Here is a 14,432-nt window from a genome sequence, read left to right on the forward strand (position 1 = left end):
AAGGTGTCCGTCACGGACACCTTTATCTTTTATTCTTTTTTTCCATACTTCTGTTTAACAAATTCAATGAAATTATCTATTTCTTTCCTAGCTTCTTCAGGAAGTTCTTCATCATAACCATTATTGTTATGTAGTGCTATTGTGTATTCACTATCAGAAGAAGATGGTATTTTACCTATAGCCTCTAAAAGTTCTTGAAGTGTCATACTCATAGCTTTAGCAACTTTTTCAATCACATCTAAAGTTGGTTCAATAGGTTTGTTAGTTCTAGTATCAATTCCTTTTTGCAATTTGCCAACGTAAGTATGGCTTATAGTAGCTTTCTCAGCAAAATCTCTCAATGAAAGATCATTTTCATTCATATATTGAGTAATTATTTCTCCTAAAGTTTTCATAACAACACCTCTATAATAATTATACCCTCTGTAACCTATCGTTTACAGAAATAAACTTCAAATAATTTGTATAACATAGTTGACAGAGGATGAAATAAAGAATATAATCAAAATTGTAAACAATAGTTTACTTAGCTAAATCTGTTTATAGGGGGAGTAAAATTGAGTAACCTAGTAAAACAAGAACGTGAATTATTAAAAATGTCTCAAGAAAAATTAGCTAGTAAAGCTAATATATCTAGGGTATATTTATCAAGAATTGAAAGAGGAAAGAGTATGCCGTCTTATGCAATAGCAAGTCAAATATCAACGGCATTAGGAAAAGAAGTGAACGAAATTTTTTTAGTTAAACTGTAAATTATAATTTACTAAATAAAAGGAAGTGAGATAGGTGAATGATAAAGAAAAGAGACTTGTTCCAAGGATGCTTATTTTGGAGCAACTGATAGAAATAGAGAAATTAATAAAATCTATGCAACGCAGTATAACAATTCATGGATGCACTTTGATGATTTTAATTACTATGTTAATCATGAGCTTGAATTAGTTTTTAAAAGGAGGTTGATATAAGTGGATGCTAATAGAATGTCAATTGAAGCTATTAAAGAAGGTATTTCAAAAGGCTTTTATGAACTTACAGGAGTCCTTAAAACTGGCGAAATTGTAATTTCCTTAACTGGAACTCTTGAAAAAGATTTAGTTAGTATTTTAGATTCTATATCTAATGATAATGAAAAGCTTAAGTACACAAAAGAGGTAATGGATATTAAGGGCAGACCTGCACAAGAAATTATGCAGATCTTTTATCAAAATACATGTTCTAAAGAAGAGAGAAACAAGACAAATGGATTAAGAATTAGATAAAAATAGAAATGGAGGAGAGTAAAAAATGAAAGCATATTCAACACATGAAGCAGCAGAAATATTATCTGTATGCAAAGACACAGTAGTAAGAGAAATTGATAAAAAGAGAATCAAAGCATTTAAGGTTGGACGTGATTGGAGAATCCATGAGAGTAGTTTAATGGAGTACATGGACGTTGTAGCTAACAACTATAAAACTAAAAAAGAAGTGGAACTTGAACAAAAGGTTAAAGCGCTTGAGAAAGAAAATAACAAGCTTAAAAATGTTCTAGTAAAAATCAGTACAGCTGTTGTGGAAATCAACACTTAAGAAAAAGAGCAGAGTAAGTGGGAACCCTGCCAAAATAGAAATTATATGTATTTAGATGTGATTAACATAATTTAATTATAAATGACGAGAGGTATAAAAGGAATGAATGAAACATGCGTAAATTACTACAAAACTTGCAGAGAGAATGCGGGTTTAACTCAAGCTAAAGCTTCTGAGCTATTAGGAGTTAGTGAAAGGTCTATATCAGACTATGAGAACAACAAAACAAAAGTTCCAGATGAGATAGTGGATAGGATGGCTATGGCTTATAATACCCCACTGTTAGCATGGTGGCATATCAAAAATAGCAGTGTTTTAGGTAAGTATTTACCCGAAATAATAACACCACAAACCAATGTTGATATGGCATTTCAGACTATACTTGCACAGGATGAACTTGATCCTGCTGTAACATCCTTAAAAAAGATAATGTCAGATGGAATCATATCAGAAGATGAAAAGCTAGAATTTCATAGCAGCATAAACATAATAAACAATGTGGCAGGTAAGTTGATATCAGTTGTTACTTTTGCCAAAGATTGAGGAGGAAATATACATGAAGGAATATTCAAACATTATATTTGATATATCCAAAATGAAAGATAATGAGGAAAAGGCTTTTAAAATACCTGAAGATTCAACTATACATTTTGGAGCAGCTATTTTAGGCAGAAAACTTATAACTTCAATTAAATTTAGAAAGGTTACCTTTGAAGGTAAGGATGAACGTTTATTCATTGAAGCCTTTGCAGGACACACAACAGTAGCAACTATAGTGGATGACATTCCATATACGTTAGTTTTAGGTGATGATAATTACTTTGTCATTGGGCCTACAGAAGAATACGACTATATATCTAAAAAAGGGCAAAAAAATAAACCCTTATAAAAAGAGTTTATCTTCTTATGTAATTTTTAGGACTACGATGTTCGAGCATCGTAGCTCCATTATAACATAATTAAATATTTGATGTAAAGGAGCTTATAAAAATGAGAAAGATTAAGGTTGAAATGAGATCATGGATAGATCCTAAGACAGGAAAGAAAATTGTAGCTATAGCTGGAAAGAATTTTTAAGGGGTGATTTTATGGGAACAAGAGTTATAAGTTTTTTAAACATTAAAGGTGGAGTAGGTAAGACTATTTCCACCACAAACATAGGAGCTGCTTTAGATAAGATGGGTTATTCAGTTTTGATTATAGATATTGATCCACAATCTAATGCAACCAAGTATTTATCAAGTTATAAGGAAAATGACTTATCCAGTTATGAGCTTTTAAAAGGTGAAACAGGTATTTATATAAAAGCTACAAAGTACAATGCCCTTCAAATAGTACCAGGTAACATAAAGCTTATCATGGCTGAGAATGAGATAATGCTTGATACTAGAAAAGCTAGAGAAACAAGACTTAAGAAATGGATAGATTCATTAGACCATGAATTTGACTTTATATTAATAGACTGTCCACCATCATTAAACATCTTAACGACTAATGCTTTAGTTGCATCTACAGAGGTATTAGTACCTATTAAGATAGATAAGTTTGCATTAGATGGTTTTGAGTACCTAATGTCAGCTATAGAAGAAACTAGAGCGGAATTCAACCCACACCTAAACTTATTAGGTGCATTTATAACCATGGACAAGTCAACAACAATCAACAGGGATATAAAAGCAGAACTAGATCAGATACTTGGAGATAAGTTTCTAAAACAAACAATAAGAGAAAATGTTGCTGTAACCAAAAGCACATTCCATGAAACACCAGTCATATACCATGATCCTAAATCAAATAGTGCTAAAGACTACATCAAGCTAACGGAGGAGATAGTAAATGTTCTTACAAGGGTTATCTGAAAAAGTTAATAGCTTTGATGCAAAAGATAAGTTTTCCCTTTTAGAAATAAACATAGAGCTGTTAGAACCATCAAGAAATAACTTCTATGGCATAAGGGAAATTGATGAACTATCAGAATCCATAAAAGAACAAGGCTTACTTCATAACCTAGTTGTAAGAGAAAAAGAAGGAAAGTATGAAATACTATCAGGCGAAAGAAGGTACCACGCATTAAAGAAATTAGGCTTTAAAAAAGTACCATGTAAAGTACAAAGGAATCTATCAGATATAGACTCAGAAATCCTACTAATTGAAGCTAATGCAAGAACTAGAGAACTTACACCTACTGAATTCATGAGAGGTATTAGTAGATTAGAAGAAATCTATAAAGCTAAAAAATCTAATGGTGAGCAGATAGAAGGCAAAACAAGAGAAGCCATAGGAAAAGTATTAGGTAAATCAGGAACTCAGGTAGGAAGATATCAAAAGATAAATAAGAAGCTCTCAGAGGATTTAAAAGAGGACTTAGACAAAGATAAGCTTACAGTAACCCAAGCTGAAATAATATGCAACCTAAAACCTCAAGAGCAAAAAGAAATAGCCAAACAAATAAAGAATTTAGATCCAAAAGAATCAAAAGAAGAAATCAGTATCCTCATAGAAGGAATTAAGCAACCAGTAGAAAAAAAGCGAGATAAAGAACTATTAAAAGAGATTTATCCAGAACCTAAACCTAAAGAGAAGAAACCCAAGACAACTAAGTTTACCTTTGAAAATAAGGAGCAGCTGCAAACAATACAAGAACTTTGTGAACAAATGGTAAGAACACTAAAGAGTATGCTGCCCAAAAAAGGACAGAAGTGGACTGAATTTGATCATGAGGTTAAGGGGGAATATGATGCCTTTGACTTGATGAGGATAACCTTGAGAGATCATGGATATTCGGATGGATTGGTGTTTGAGATGCCAGGGATGGAAAGTGGGCGGATTAATAAAGAAGTAGAGGAGGTTCTTCAAATAAATGTTTAATTTAAAACAGTTAGAAGTATTTAGTGCATTGTATATGAAATACAACAACAGAGCCTTTACATCTAAAAACTCTGTTAAGGAACAATATAACCTTGGTAAAAGGGATATGATAGCTGATATTGTTGCCATATTCAATGGTGAAGATGATGTAAAGAAGTTATGGAATAAAGAGTTGATGAATGAGAGGGAGAACGATGAAAGTAGATATATTTGAAAATGAGATAAAAGAAGAATGGTTTAATGGGCATATAGCTGAGTTAACTAAACATGGCGATTTAGAAGTTTTAGAGTGGTATAAGCCTAATAGTTCGATATATTATTGTCGATACGTATTTGATGGTTCTAAGCTTTATATAAGTGGGGATATAGGAGAGGCAATATTTAAATTTACTGAAAAGGCATCAATAGAAAATATATCGACATATGGGGTCAATTATTTTCATAGTAAACTTTCTGCATTTGAAGATAATAAATATTCTTTTGATAAGAACGTAGCCATAGAAGCATTGAATAGAGAAATCAAAGAGGCATATGAAAATATGGATCATGATGATATCGAAGTTAAATCACATGCGGATAATCCTAGAAATGAAGCAATCCTAAATTATATAGAAACTTTAAATGAATTAATTGAAGAAAGTCAATCTTGCTACACAAAAGATAATTGGGATTATGAAGTTCATTTAAGATATGATGATTTAACTGACTATAATCCTGATATATCAGAATGGATATTTGAAGTAGGAGATGTAATTCCTCATAGAGTTCAAGGCTACCTGGTTGGACTAAAGATGGCATTTGAACAGTTAAATAGGAAATAAGATGTTTTAAAAGTTGTTCTTTGAAAACTGAATAATACGGTATTTAATGCTGAATTATTAGCAAAATATAGAAATATTGATAAAAAAATGTTATAATCTCACTCATAATATTTAAATAAATGAATGAGGTGTTAAAATGAAAAATGAGAGACTAATACAAGATTTTATGAATATTTTGGATAATGAAAATTTAAATGAAAATGACATTCAAGACTTTTTGGAGATAAACACTGAATTAATTCCCATTCCATATATATTAGGGCATCAAGTAAATTTCTCAGCTGTTATTTCTAAACTAGTAATTTCAGATGGATTAAAAAGTGATTTCGTATATATGACTAAATGCAGTGACTTTTGGGAAGTAGTTTTAATAGAATTAGAAGATTCAAAAAAGAAAATATTTAATAGTAATATGGAAAATATACAGTTTAGTCAAAAATTTAATAATGCCTATGACCAGATAACTTCATGGAAAGCATATATTGAGGATAATAAGGAGATTTTTTTAAGAAAGATAAACACATTAAAAAGACCTTTAGAGAGGAATCCAGTTCGTGTGAAATATGTTCTAGTGATTGGGAGAAATGATGAGAAAGATAATTCAGAAAGAAAAATTAGTATGTTTGCTCAGAAAAACACAGATGATATAAGGGTTATAACATATGATAGCGTAATTTCAATGTATCAGAAATCAAATATAGTTAATAAAAAAATGATACTATCTCCATGGAGAGATGGTGGTTTTTCAATTAAATATTTTCCAGAAGACTTAACCACATCAATATTTGCGCATCTTAAACCTGATGAGTTAAAGGTGAGTCCAAATATTAAAGAAGTTTTAAAAAAACAAGATTATGAAATAGAAAATTGGTTAAAAGGTAACTTACTTGTATATAATTGCAAGTATGATGCTGAGACATTTTCTAAGAAGAGTTCTAGTCTATTGGCAAGAGCAGTAGCTACTATGGACATAAAAAGGTAAATATAAAAATACCGTATTATTCAGAAATGAATTTACGGTATTTTTTTATTGAATAGGAGATAAGAAATTGAACTATACAAATGAATATATAGAAAAAGCTTGTAGTGAATATCCACTACTTAAGGTTCAAGTGGAAGCACTTAAAAAACAAGATGGAGGATTAATACTAAAAATAAATGAGTTTGCTCAGCTGGTTAAAGAGATAGCCACAGATAATGCAGATCTTATTCAAAGAAATAATAAGCTTAAAGACTTGGTTGATTTGATAAGAATAGAGCTTATTGCGTTAAGGTCTTCTGAAAGCCACATAGAGCATATTGTAAAACTTATTGATAGTTGTAACTTTAATAAATTAAAAAAGTAAACAATTATAAAAATAATCACATTTACGAAGGTTAATAGACAGTTAACCAGTTAAGAAGATAACCATTTAACCAGTTAAACAGAAATACAGATAACCAGTTAACCAGCAGAAAACAAAAGAAAATGAACTTTTTGAATAGGAGGTAATCATGGCTAAATTTAGATATGTTTATACAGATTTTTGGAATGATACAAAAGTTATAGAGAGATTTACACCAGAGGATAAGCTGTTTTGGCTTTATCTTTTGACTAATTCACATACAAAACAAATAGGAGTTTATAGAATACCTAGGAAGGTTTTAGCCTTTGAGCTTGGATATAGTATAGAATCAACTACATCTTTACTAGAACGCTTTGAGTACAATTATAAGCTGATTAAATATAACAAAGATACTGGTGAGGTTGCTATAAAAAATTGGGGTAAATATAACCTAGTTAATGGTGGACTACCTATTGAATGTTGTATAAAGTCCGAATTAAAAACTATAGATGATAAAGATCTCGTCTTATATGTACTTGATGGAGTGAAGAATGAAAAATTAAAGTTATTCATCATTGAATGCTTAAAAGAATACGGTACGTACTACGGCACCTATGACGACACGTACCACGATACGTCAACAGAAGAATCAAGTAAAATCGCCAATGTGGAAGAAAATAACAAAGGGCTAAATCAAGCCATTCCTACGTCACGTACTACGATACGTGGGGAAAATAAAAATGAAAATAAAAATATAAAAGAAAAGATAAATAATATATATAGTGTGCAAGACACTTCCTCAGATGAAACATCTGAGACTTTACCTGCAAATGATATAAGCAAAGTTCCATATGAAGAAATCATAGCTCAGTATAATGCTATCTGTAAGTCCTTACCCAAAGTTAAGGCTAGGTCAAAAGCTCGTGATAAGTCTATGAAATCTCTTTATAGAAAACTTAAAAGTCTTGAAAAGATTGCAGAGCTATTCTCAAAGGTTGAATCTAGTGATTTTCTATCTGGTAGGGATGGAAAATGGTCAAATTGTGGTTTTGATTGGGTATTAAAAGAGTCTAACTATATAAAAATTCTTGAGGGTAACTACGATAATAAATCAAGGACTCAAATCGTAAACCCAAGTAATAATACAAACTATCAAAGCTCTAATAAGGGCAAGTTAAGGTTTGATAATTTCACAGGTCGTCAATATGACTATGATGCCTTAGAGAAAAAACTATTAGGCTGGGATGATGAGGAGGACAAGAATGAATAAAGTAGTTCTCATAGGCAGATTGACAAAAGATCCAGAGCTTAAGTATACACCAGGTAATGGAACAGCTGTAACTACAGTAACATTGGCAGTAGACAAGTTTAATTCATCAACAGGTAAAAGAGAAGCTGATTTTATCTCAATAACCATATGGGGTAAACAGGCTGAGAACACAGCTAACTATATGACCAAAGGCAGCTTGATGGCTATTAGTGGGAAAATTCAAACAAGGTCTTATGATGGGAAAGACGGTACTAAGAGATATGTCACTGAAGTAGTTGCAAATGAAGTAAGTTTTTTAAGCTATAGAAAACAAGGATCTATACCAAGTTTTGATGATATGACTCCAACAGATGATGGTGATATACCATTTTAGAGGAGGGGTTAAATGTCAGTAGTTTTAAGTGATAAAGAGTTTGATGTTATATCCAAGTTCTATGACTATGCAGATAAACTTTATCATCATGCAGAGGAAATGCAGTTAGTAACTCAGTACAAAGGTGAAAAGATAAACTATCTAGCCACTTTAAGATATAAGCAATTAACCAAGGAAATTCTTGATAAGAAGCAGCAAGAATCAAAAAGTGTCCGTGACGGACACCTTAAGAAGATAGTCAAATAAATTAACAAAAGAAATATACAATATAGATAATTAAATATCAGTGAACATTAGGGGAGGAGAATGAAGATGAGAAAAGTACTATCGATAATAGAGAGAAAGCGAAGAAGTTTACATAAAGCTATGGATATGTATGGAATTAGTGACAATAGGGTATTAACTAAGAGTATAGAGCTTGATAAGCTGATACTTATAGAGCAAAGGAGAAGGTTATGTTTATTAAATACTGCCAAGTCTTTCAATGCATGTGCAACGAAGTAAAAGACATTATCAAAGGTTATGATGTTGTATGCGGTGCAGAATGTCATAACTGCCATGAAAGCAAAGACTTGAAAAAAGAAGAAATCGAAGAATAAATTTTTAGGAGGATAATTATGAAAAGCACAGGAATTGTAAGAAAAGTGGACGAGTTAGGAAGGATAGTAATACCAAAGGAGCTAAGGACAGTAATGAATATAGACATTGCAGACTCACTTGAGGTATTCACTGAGGATAAAACAATGATCCTAAGAAAATATAATCCAGGCTGCACCATCTGCGGTCACATAAAAGGTGGACAAAGCTTTAAAGGGAAATATGTTTGTGAGGATTGCTTGGAGGGGATGAGGGAGTAAGGTTTTTTGATGTTCTTTGAAAATTAAATAATACAGTGTTGGATAAATATGATATAATCGCTTTATAATTGTAAAATGTGACATATTATTTTAATGCAGGAGGTATAGGATATATAATAATATGTATCTAATAAATACAATTATTAAATAATACTTCAAAAAATTTTTAGGGGGAACTTTATGAAGGAAGAATTTATAGCTCTACAAATTAAAAGAATAAGGCGTAATATCATTATTTTAATAGTTGTATTAACATTATTGTCGATATTTATAGCATTTTATAGAGGGATAGGTTTAATGATACTAAGCGTCGTGTTCTTTGTATTTATAATGGGGCCAGTTAGATTTATAAGAAAATTGAAGAGTATTAAAATTTATTCAGTAAATAAAGCACTATCAGTTTATGGATACTTTTATGATGTGGCTCAATATATAAATAATGAGATATTAAGAGGAGATTCTGTAAGATATGGAAATGTAATAATTACTGATTCTTGGATTTTGAAACTTAACACCTTTAGTTTGGATATAATAAAAATTGATGATATAGTGTGGGCATACCAACAAATTATTAGGCACAAACAAGGCGTAATAATGCCTGGAGTAGTTGCTCCACTTGATGAGGTAGGGAAGACATTTGCTGTAATTATTAATTCTAAAAATCCTATTGCTCCAACTATTAGAATTAATACAACTCATATGAGTTATATGGACAAGAGTAAGGAAGTAGAAATTGAAGGGGTTGAAAAACAACAACGTATGCTGAATATACTTGATGAATTAGAGAAAAGAAATTCTTATGCTATATATGAATATTCAAGTGATCTTTCTAAAATATGGGACGAAGATAGAGATAGATTTATTAAATTAGTAATGAGTCAATATTCTCAATAAACTATAATTGTCTAAGTTATACGGTTAAGAGATAATATTCAAATGAATTAGCGGTATTTTTTACTTCTTAATAAAAACTCTTTGAAATTTGGATATTGAAATAATATGATATTTTTAATACTAAGTAAAAATTAAACATAAATTAGGGGGAAACATGAAAAGAGAATATGTATTGGTAGATAGCAATAAACTTAATTTACCTAATTGGAAAAAGTGGTTAATGTTAATAGGGGGTAGTTTTATTGCCTTGTTATTAATTTCAGTATTAGAAAATTTATTATCAAATGCTATGGAAATTCAAATTGAAAAAATTGCAGTAGTAACATTTTATATTAGAGCCTTCATAGTATTAGCATTAATACATGATTTAGCACCTAAGCTAAAGAAACTAATATTGATTCTTTGGAGCATGGTAGTATATGTTGTGTATGTTGGGATAGATTACACTTCAGGAGACAAATTGTTTTTAGGTTCACTTGTATTTTTTATTTTTCTAGTTGGATATAATATTTTTTTATTTAGAAAGAAGAAAAATCATATGACCAATATATAAATAATATTAAAAAGGATAATTTATGATACCGTACTATTCAACAAAAGAATATGCGGTATTTTTGTTCAATAATTTTATGAAACTGATGTGAACCATAAACACAAAATGATTTGATGAAGCTGAGATACGCTTCTACAGATCAGAAGTGTATATTTTTAAGAATATTTCTTTATATAAATACAGTGAGGTAAAAATGAAAGGAAAAAAGAATACTGATAAGTTAGTAACCATCTTGCCTAATATGGATTTTTGTTGGTATTCAAAAGAAATAGATAGAGCTATAAGGCTTTGGGAATATGGTACAGGCATAAAAGAAATGTCTAGAATTTTAAAAAGAAGCTGTGAAGAAGTCTTTATGCTGCTAATGCATTTATCCCTAGAAGGTAAGATAACACAAAGAGAAGGTTATGTATGGGGAAGAGATAATTTTAAATAAACAAAAAAGAGAGCTGTTAGTTTCCAGACATATAAGCTCTCTTTAAACCTCATTTAGTTACATATATATTATAACATAGATGTGATTAAGGAGGAAGAAATTTGATAAGCCAAGGAAAGTTAATAGAAGGAATGTTAAATGATTATATTGATTTAGAAAACTCAATAAAGAATTTAGAACTAGACATTGAGGAACTAGAAAATGATTATGTGGGTATATCATCAATAAGTATTGGAGAAAAGTCTAGTCATACATATAAAATAAATAGACCAACAGAAAATGAAGTATTAAGCAAAGAAGAGAAACTAGCAAGACTGAGAGAACTTAAAAGATCTAATGAAATAAGAAAAGAAAGAATAGATAATGCTTTAAATGTTTTAAGTGATAATGAGAGGGATGTTATTTACTTTAAATATCTGAAGTATAGAAATAAGTCATGGTGTTTTGTAGCCAAGCAGCTGGATCTTAGTGAAGCATGGGTAAGAAGATTAAGAGATAAAGCTATTGATAAGATGATTCCAATAGTTTATCCAAGTAAAAATGAATTAAGTATCAGAAAAGTAGCAGAATAATATCACTTTAGTATGTAGAATAGTTTTATTTCTTTGTGATATCATTTAAAATGTGATAATAAGTTGGTTACTGAAAAGCATCTATAAGTGGGTAGGTGCTTTTTTATTAAGATAAGTTAATAGTTGTTAACATAATGTTTATTGTCATGACACATTAAGGACACATAGAAACCCTATAATAAAGTTATAAGATAACCATAAGATTTTTCATTATTTGTTTCCCTACCTTTTTATAGAGCAGCTACTTTTGAGTGGCTGCTTTTTGTTATATATTTTAATATAACTTTTTTATAGATTTATAAAACTGCATTAATTTTACATTTATTAAAAATAACAATGGATATTGATGCAAATAAATACTTGTTATAACAAAAAAGGAAGTATTATAATAATATCTGAATAAAATCACAAGGGGGAGTAATCAATGAAGAAAAAACTAGGTTTATTTTTAGGAGTTCTATTGGCATTCACTTTCATGTTTTCAGTGTTTGGTAATGGAGAAGTAGCTAACGCAGCATCAGGTTTTACGGGGCACTATGATGATGTTCTTATTGGTACAAGAAATTTAAATAATACTTCAGGGAATAGTGCTAAACTAAAAAGTGCATTATTTGAGCCTGAAATAGGATGGAAAAGATATGACGATTCAAATAGTAAAATATATTATAATAATGGATATTTTACTTGTTATGATAACTTTTCAGGAACTTATAAAGGAACTACAAGAGATCATAGCGGTTCTGGCGGTAAGGTAAAAATAAAGTTTCAAGGTTCAAAGTTTAGATTAATAGGAAATGGTATGAATCCTGATCCAGCAAGGAATGAGAATGATGAATATTATAGATCTGCGAAGGTATATACCGATGGTGTAGCTCAAGGATATGTCCATGAAGCAATATATGGACGTCAGAGTAGACAATTGCTTACTTATGAATACAATTTCGGTACTTATGGGGTTCATGAAATAGAAATTGTAAAAGAAAAGGTAAGTGGAATTATAAGTGTTGATGCCATAGATATTGATGGAGAATTGTTAGATGCTGTAAATTATGATCCTATATTAAATATAGAATCACCTATTACAAATAATACTTATACAGGAAGTTTTAATTTATCTGGATATTCAATAAATCAGTCAGGAATACAGTCAGTAAAAACATATATTGATGATGTTTATTCAAGAGATGCTCAAATAGGAATTCAAAGATCAGACATATTAGCAAAATATCCAAGCTATACTGGAGCTGCTAATAGTGGATTTTCAACAACATATAATGTAAGTGATTTTAGTCTTGGAACGCACACTATGAAGGTGCAAGCTGTAGGTAATAATGGTACAATTAAAGAACAATTATTGTATTTATATGTTTATAGTAATTACATAATTGTACAGTCCACTAATGAGCCACAGAAAATAACTAATACATCTCAGCTAAAAGCTGGAGATATCATTTCACTTCGTTGTACTGGAACAACAGAAGGGAATAGGTGGCTAGATGGTAAAACAGAAGATGCTAGTGTATGGTTAGCACCAAGTACAGGAGGAATTTACTCAGGTACTAAATGGCAAGTATACTCAGTTAATGGATATTATGCACTTAAGTGTTTAGGAACTTATGAAGGAAAGGGCTGGAGATGGCTAGATGGAAATACTGCTAATAATGTTGTTGCTTTAGCACCTGATACAGGAGTAGTTTATTCTGGAACTCAATGGAACATACTTTCAAATGGAGATGGTACATTTGGATTTCAATGTATGGGTACAACTCCTGGAAATAGATGGCTAGATGGTAATACAGCTACAAATGTAGTGTCATTAGCTCCATTTACTGGTGGACAATATTCAGGTACTAAATGGGAAATATATAAAGCTAACTAGATATTGTAGATAAGAGCCTTTAAGGCTCTTATTTTTATACCTAAAAATAAGGAGGCACAGTAAATGTCAACTAAAAGAAAACTAAATATTAACATTAAATTTCAAGGAGACAAAGTGATATGTGCTAAGTCTCCAATTGAATGTAAGAAGTGTTTAGATAGTAGGTCATGTGAAAACATGACCTTATTTTATGATCCTTTTGAAGGCGTAAATGAATGCATGAAATCAAGGAGCTATAAAAGAGAAAAAGGAGCCATAAGGCAAAGGTAGGTGAGAAAATGAAATGAGGAAGAAAAAGCAACCTGCTAATCCTGTAAGATATCTAAAAAATATACTCGATATTCAGGATTATTTGAAGTGCAATAATGAGCGAGATTATGTTCTTTTTGTTCTTGGAATAGCTACAGGTTATAGAGCAGGAGATTTAGTTAAGTTGAAAGTTAGAGATGTTAAGGAAGCTCTTAGAAATGGCTATTTCTATATCCTAGAAGAGAAGAAAGAAAAATCTAAGAGTATTAAGAAAGCGAATCTAAAACCCAGAGAAGCAGAAGTAGTTCCTAACTTAGCAAAGGTGCTTAGGAACTATATCAAAAACAAAAAAGATTATGAATTTATGTTTCAATCTAGAAAAGGAATCAATAAACATATACAAGTTAGCAGAGTTAGTAGAATATTAAAAGATGCTGGAGAGTATTTTGGACTTAAGAATATTTCAGCTCATTCTTTGAGAAAAACTTATGCTTATAACATCTATATAGAAAGTGATCACAATATTGAAGCAGTAAGAGAATTATTAAATCATAGCACAGCTAAATACACCAGAAAGTACATTGGATTAGATAGAGAGCAGCTTAGTAAATATGTAAATAAGCTCAATGGACTTATAAGGTGATTTATTTTTTTACCCTATGAATGTCTTATTTTAAGACATATGAACATTGAAGTACTAAAAACAAGGTACATATATTAGTAGAGAAAGTTAAAATTGAAAGTCTTATTTGATATATAAATAGAA

24 protein-coding genes are annotated in these 14,432 nt (G+C 30.5%); 23 read left to right on the forward strand and 1 reads right to left on the reverse strand.

The window, feature by feature from the left end; translation table 11 throughout:
- Positions 1-29: 29 nt before the first annotated feature.
- A complete protein-coding gene (locus P8F83_RS05180) occupies positions 30-395 on the reverse strand; it encodes a helix-turn-helix domain-containing protein (protein WP_286904420.1) in 366 nt (121 codons plus the stop codon).
- A 162-nt stretch (positions 396-557) separates the two neighbouring features.
- Between P8F83_RS05180 and P8F83_RS05185 the strand changes: the two genes are divergently transcribed.
- The 23 genes from P8F83_RS05185 (at position 558) to P8F83_RS05295 (ending at position 14,309) form a co-directional block, all read left to right on the forward strand.
- Positions 558-752, forward strand: coding sequence for a helix-turn-helix transcriptional regulator (locus P8F83_RS05185; protein ID WP_326513724.1), 195 nt, complete (start codon positions 558-560; stop codon positions 750-752).
- Positions 753-965: 213 nt separating this feature from the next.
- A complete protein-coding gene (locus tag P8F83_RS05190) occupies positions 966-1,259 on the forward strand; it encodes a hypothetical protein (RefSeq protein WP_326513725.1) in 294 nt (97 codons plus the stop codon).
- Positions 1,260-1,284: 25 nt separating this feature from the next.
- Positions 1,285-1,569 carry a helix-turn-helix domain-containing protein gene (locus tag P8F83_RS05195; protein WP_315109855.1) on the forward strand — a complete coding sequence of 95 codons (285 nt, stop codon included), beginning with the start codon at positions 1,285-1,287 and terminating at the stop codon, positions 1,567-1,569.
- A gap of 102 nt (positions 1,570-1,671) precedes the next feature.
- Entirely contained in the window at positions 1,672-2,112 is a 441-nt protein-coding gene (locus P8F83_RS05200; protein ID WP_326513726.1) for a helix-turn-helix domain-containing protein, read from the forward strand.
- A 13-nt stretch (positions 2,113-2,125) separates the two neighbouring features.
- A complete protein-coding gene (locus tag P8F83_RS05205; RefSeq protein ID WP_326513727.1) occupies positions 2,126-2,458 on the forward strand; it encodes a hypothetical protein in 333 nt (110 codons plus the stop codon).
- Positions 2,459-2,657: 199 nt separating this feature from the next.
- Positions 2,658-3,428 carry a ParA family protein gene (locus tag P8F83_RS05210; protein WP_326513728.1) on the forward strand — a complete coding sequence of 257 codons (771 nt, stop codon included), beginning with the start codon at positions 2,658-2,660 and terminating at the stop codon, positions 3,426-3,428.
- On the forward strand, positions 3,406-4,437 hold the full coding sequence (locus P8F83_RS05215; protein ID WP_326513729.1) for a ParB/RepB/Spo0J family partition protein: 1,032 nt from the start codon (positions 3,406-3,408) through the stop codon (positions 4,435-4,437). The genes P8F83_RS05210 and P8F83_RS05215 overlap by 23 nt, the downstream gene beginning before the upstream one ends.
- Complete coding sequence (locus tag P8F83_RS05220; RefSeq protein WP_326513730.1) at positions 4,430-4,651, forward strand: hypothetical protein; 222 nt, start codon at positions 4,430-4,432, stop codon at positions 4,649-4,651. The genes P8F83_RS05215 and P8F83_RS05220 overlap by 8 nt, the downstream gene beginning before the upstream one ends.
- On the forward strand, positions 4,632-5,258 hold the full coding sequence (locus P8F83_RS05225) for a hypothetical protein (protein ID WP_326513731.1): 627 nt from the start codon (positions 4,632-4,634) through the stop codon (positions 5,256-5,258). Before P8F83_RS05220 ends, P8F83_RS05225 begins: the two co-directional genes overlap by 20 nt.
- A 136-nt stretch (positions 5,259-5,394) precedes the next feature.
- Entirely contained in the window at positions 5,395-6,240 is an 846-nt protein-coding gene (locus P8F83_RS05230) for a Shedu immune nuclease family protein (protein WP_326513732.1), read from the forward strand.
- Positions 6,241-6,307: 67 nt separating this feature from the next.
- Positions 6,308-6,604 carry a hypothetical protein gene (locus tag P8F83_RS05235; RefSeq protein ID WP_326513733.1) on the forward strand — a complete coding sequence of 99 codons (297 nt, stop codon included), beginning with the start codon at positions 6,308-6,310 and terminating at the stop codon, positions 6,602-6,604.
- Positions 6,605-6,752: 148 nt separating this feature from the next.
- Positions 6,753-7,853 carry a hypothetical protein gene (locus P8F83_RS05240; RefSeq protein ID WP_326513734.1) on the forward strand — a complete coding sequence of 367 codons (1,101 nt, stop codon included), beginning with the start codon at positions 6,753-6,755 and terminating at the stop codon, positions 7,851-7,853.
- Positions 7,846-8,226, forward strand: a complete 381-nt coding sequence (locus P8F83_RS05245; RefSeq protein WP_326513735.1) for a single-stranded DNA-binding protein — start codon at positions 7,846-7,848, stop codon at positions 8,224-8,226. The genes P8F83_RS05240 and P8F83_RS05245 overlap by 8 nt, the downstream gene beginning before the upstream one ends.
- Before the next feature lie 12 nt (positions 8,227-8,238).
- A complete protein-coding gene (locus P8F83_RS05250) occupies positions 8,239-8,472 on the forward strand; it encodes a hypothetical protein (protein ID WP_326513736.1) in 234 nt (77 codons plus the stop codon).
- Positions 8,473-8,532: 60 nt separating this feature from the next.
- The gene (locus P8F83_RS05255) at positions 8,533-8,730 is read left to right on the forward strand and encodes an aspartyl-phosphate phosphatase Spo0E family protein (protein ID WP_084765064.1); all 198 of its coding nucleotides are present in this window, start codon (positions 8,533-8,535) and stop codon (positions 8,728-8,730) included.
- Between the two features lie 113 nt (positions 8,731-8,843).
- Positions 8,844-9,083, forward strand: coding sequence for an AbrB/MazE/SpoVT family DNA-binding domain-containing protein (locus tag P8F83_RS05260; protein WP_326513737.1), 240 nt, complete (start codon positions 8,844-8,846; stop codon positions 9,081-9,083).
- Between the two features lie 180 nt (positions 9,084-9,263).
- Entirely contained in the window at positions 9,264-9,977 is a 714-nt protein-coding gene (locus tag P8F83_RS05265; RefSeq protein ID WP_073015893.1) for a hypothetical protein, read from the forward strand.
- 154 nt (positions 9,978-10,131) lie between these two features.
- Entirely contained in the window at positions 10,132-10,530 is a 399-nt protein-coding gene (locus tag P8F83_RS05270) for a hypothetical protein (RefSeq protein ID WP_326513738.1), read from the forward strand.
- Between the two features lie 193 nt (positions 10,531-10,723).
- Complete coding sequence (locus tag P8F83_RS05275; RefSeq protein WP_326513739.1) at positions 10,724-10,966, forward strand: hypothetical protein; 243 nt, start codon at positions 10,724-10,726, stop codon at positions 10,964-10,966.
- A 101-nt stretch (positions 10,967-11,067) separates the two neighbouring features.
- The gene (locus P8F83_RS05280; protein WP_326513740.1) at positions 11,068-11,538 is read left to right on the forward strand and encodes a sigma factor-like helix-turn-helix DNA-binding protein; all 471 of its coding nucleotides are present in this window, start codon (positions 11,068-11,070) and stop codon (positions 11,536-11,538) included.
- 424 nt (positions 11,539-11,962) lie between these two features.
- Positions 11,963-13,417, forward strand: coding sequence for a hypothetical protein (locus P8F83_RS05285; RefSeq protein ID WP_326513741.1), 1,455 nt, complete (start codon positions 11,963-11,965; stop codon positions 13,415-13,417).
- Positions 13,418-13,480: 63 nt separating this feature from the next.
- Complete coding sequence (locus tag P8F83_RS05290; protein WP_326513742.1) at positions 13,481-13,687, forward strand: hypothetical protein; 207 nt, start codon at positions 13,481-13,483, stop codon at positions 13,685-13,687.
- A 13-nt stretch (positions 13,688-13,700) separates the two neighbouring features.
- The gene (locus P8F83_RS05295; RefSeq protein WP_326513743.1) at positions 13,701-14,309 is read left to right on the forward strand and encodes a tyrosine-type recombinase/integrase; all 609 of its coding nucleotides are present in this window, start codon (positions 13,701-13,703) and stop codon (positions 14,307-14,309) included.
- Positions 14,310-14,432 lie beyond the last annotated feature (123 nt).

This window comes from Clostridium intestinale (genome assembly GCF_035905475.1).
In the GTDB taxonomy this organism is placed as follows: domain Bacteria; phylum Bacillota; class Clostridia; order Clostridiales; family Clostridiaceae; genus Clostridium_T; species Clostridium_T intestinale.

What these genes read in the sequence shown, in the direction of transcription:
- P8F83_RS05180 (WP_286904420.1), bottom strand. Translation starts at nt 395, where the DNA reads ATGAAAACTTTAGGAGAAATAATTACTCAATATATGAATGAAAATGAT.
- P8F83_RS05195 (WP_315109855.1), top strand. Translation starts at nt 1,285, where the DNA reads ATGAAAGCATATTCAACACATGAAGCAGCAGAAATATTATCTGTATGC.
- P8F83_RS05200 (WP_326513726.1), top strand. Translation starts at nt 1,672, where the DNA reads ATGAATGAAACATGCGTAAATTACTACAAAACTTGCAGAGAGAATGCG.
- P8F83_RS05205 (WP_326513727.1), top strand. Translation starts at nt 2,126, where the DNA reads ATGAAGGAATATTCAAACATTATATTTGATATATCCAAAATGAAAGAT.
- P8F83_RS05210 (WP_326513728.1), top strand. Translation starts at nt 2,658, where the DNA reads ATGGGAACAAGAGTTATAAGTTTTTTAAACATTAAAGGTGGAGTAGGT.
- P8F83_RS05215 (WP_326513729.1), top strand. Translation starts at nt 3,406, where the DNA reads ATGTTCTTACAAGGGTTATCTGAAAAAGTTAATAGCTTTGATGCAAAA.
- P8F83_RS05220 (WP_326513730.1), top strand. Translation starts at nt 4,430, where the DNA reads ATGTTTAATTTAAAACAGTTAGAAGTATTTAGTGCATTGTATATGAAA.
- P8F83_RS05225 (WP_326513731.1), top strand. Translation starts at nt 4,632, where the DNA reads ATGAAAGTAGATATATTTGAAAATGAGATAAAAGAAGAATGGTTTAAT.
- P8F83_RS05230 (WP_326513732.1), top strand. Translation starts at nt 5,395, where the DNA reads ATGAAAAATGAGAGACTAATACAAGATTTTATGAATATTTTGGATAAT.
- P8F83_RS05240 (WP_326513734.1), top strand. Translation starts at nt 6,753, where the DNA reads ATGGCTAAATTTAGATATGTTTATACAGATTTTTGGAATGATACAAAA.
- P8F83_RS05245 (WP_326513735.1), top strand. Translation starts at nt 7,846, where the DNA reads ATGAATAAAGTAGTTCTCATAGGCAGATTGACAAAAGATCCAGAGCTT.
- P8F83_RS05250 (WP_326513736.1), top strand. Translation starts at nt 8,239, where the DNA reads ATGTCAGTAGTTTTAAGTGATAAAGAGTTTGATGTTATATCCAAGTTC.
- P8F83_RS05255 (WP_084765064.1), top strand. Translation starts at nt 8,533, where the DNA reads ATGAAGATGAGAAAAGTACTATCGATAATAGAGAGAAAGCGAAGAAGT.
- P8F83_RS05260 (WP_326513737.1), top strand. Translation starts at nt 8,844, where the DNA reads ATGAAAAGCACAGGAATTGTAAGAAAAGTGGACGAGTTAGGAAGGATA.
- P8F83_RS05265 (WP_073015893.1), top strand. Translation starts at nt 9,264, where the DNA reads ATGAAGGAAGAATTTATAGCTCTACAAATTAAAAGAATAAGGCGTAAT.
- P8F83_RS05270 (WP_326513738.1), top strand. Translation starts at nt 10,132, where the DNA reads ATGAAAAGAGAATATGTATTGGTAGATAGCAATAAACTTAATTTACCT.
- P8F83_RS05275 (WP_326513739.1), top strand. Translation starts at nt 10,724, where the DNA reads ATGAAAGGAAAAAAGAATACTGATAAGTTAGTAACCATCTTGCCTAAT.
- P8F83_RS05285 (WP_326513741.1), top strand. Translation starts at nt 11,963, where the DNA reads ATGAAGAAAAAACTAGGTTTATTTTTAGGAGTTCTATTGGCATTCACT.
- P8F83_RS05290 (WP_326513742.1), top strand. Translation starts at nt 13,481, where the DNA reads ATGTCAACTAAAAGAAAACTAAATATTAACATTAAATTTCAAGGAGAC.
- P8F83_RS05295 (WP_326513743.1), top strand. Translation starts at nt 13,701, where the DNA reads ATGAGGAAGAAAAAGCAACCTGCTAATCCTGTAAGATATCTAAAAAAT.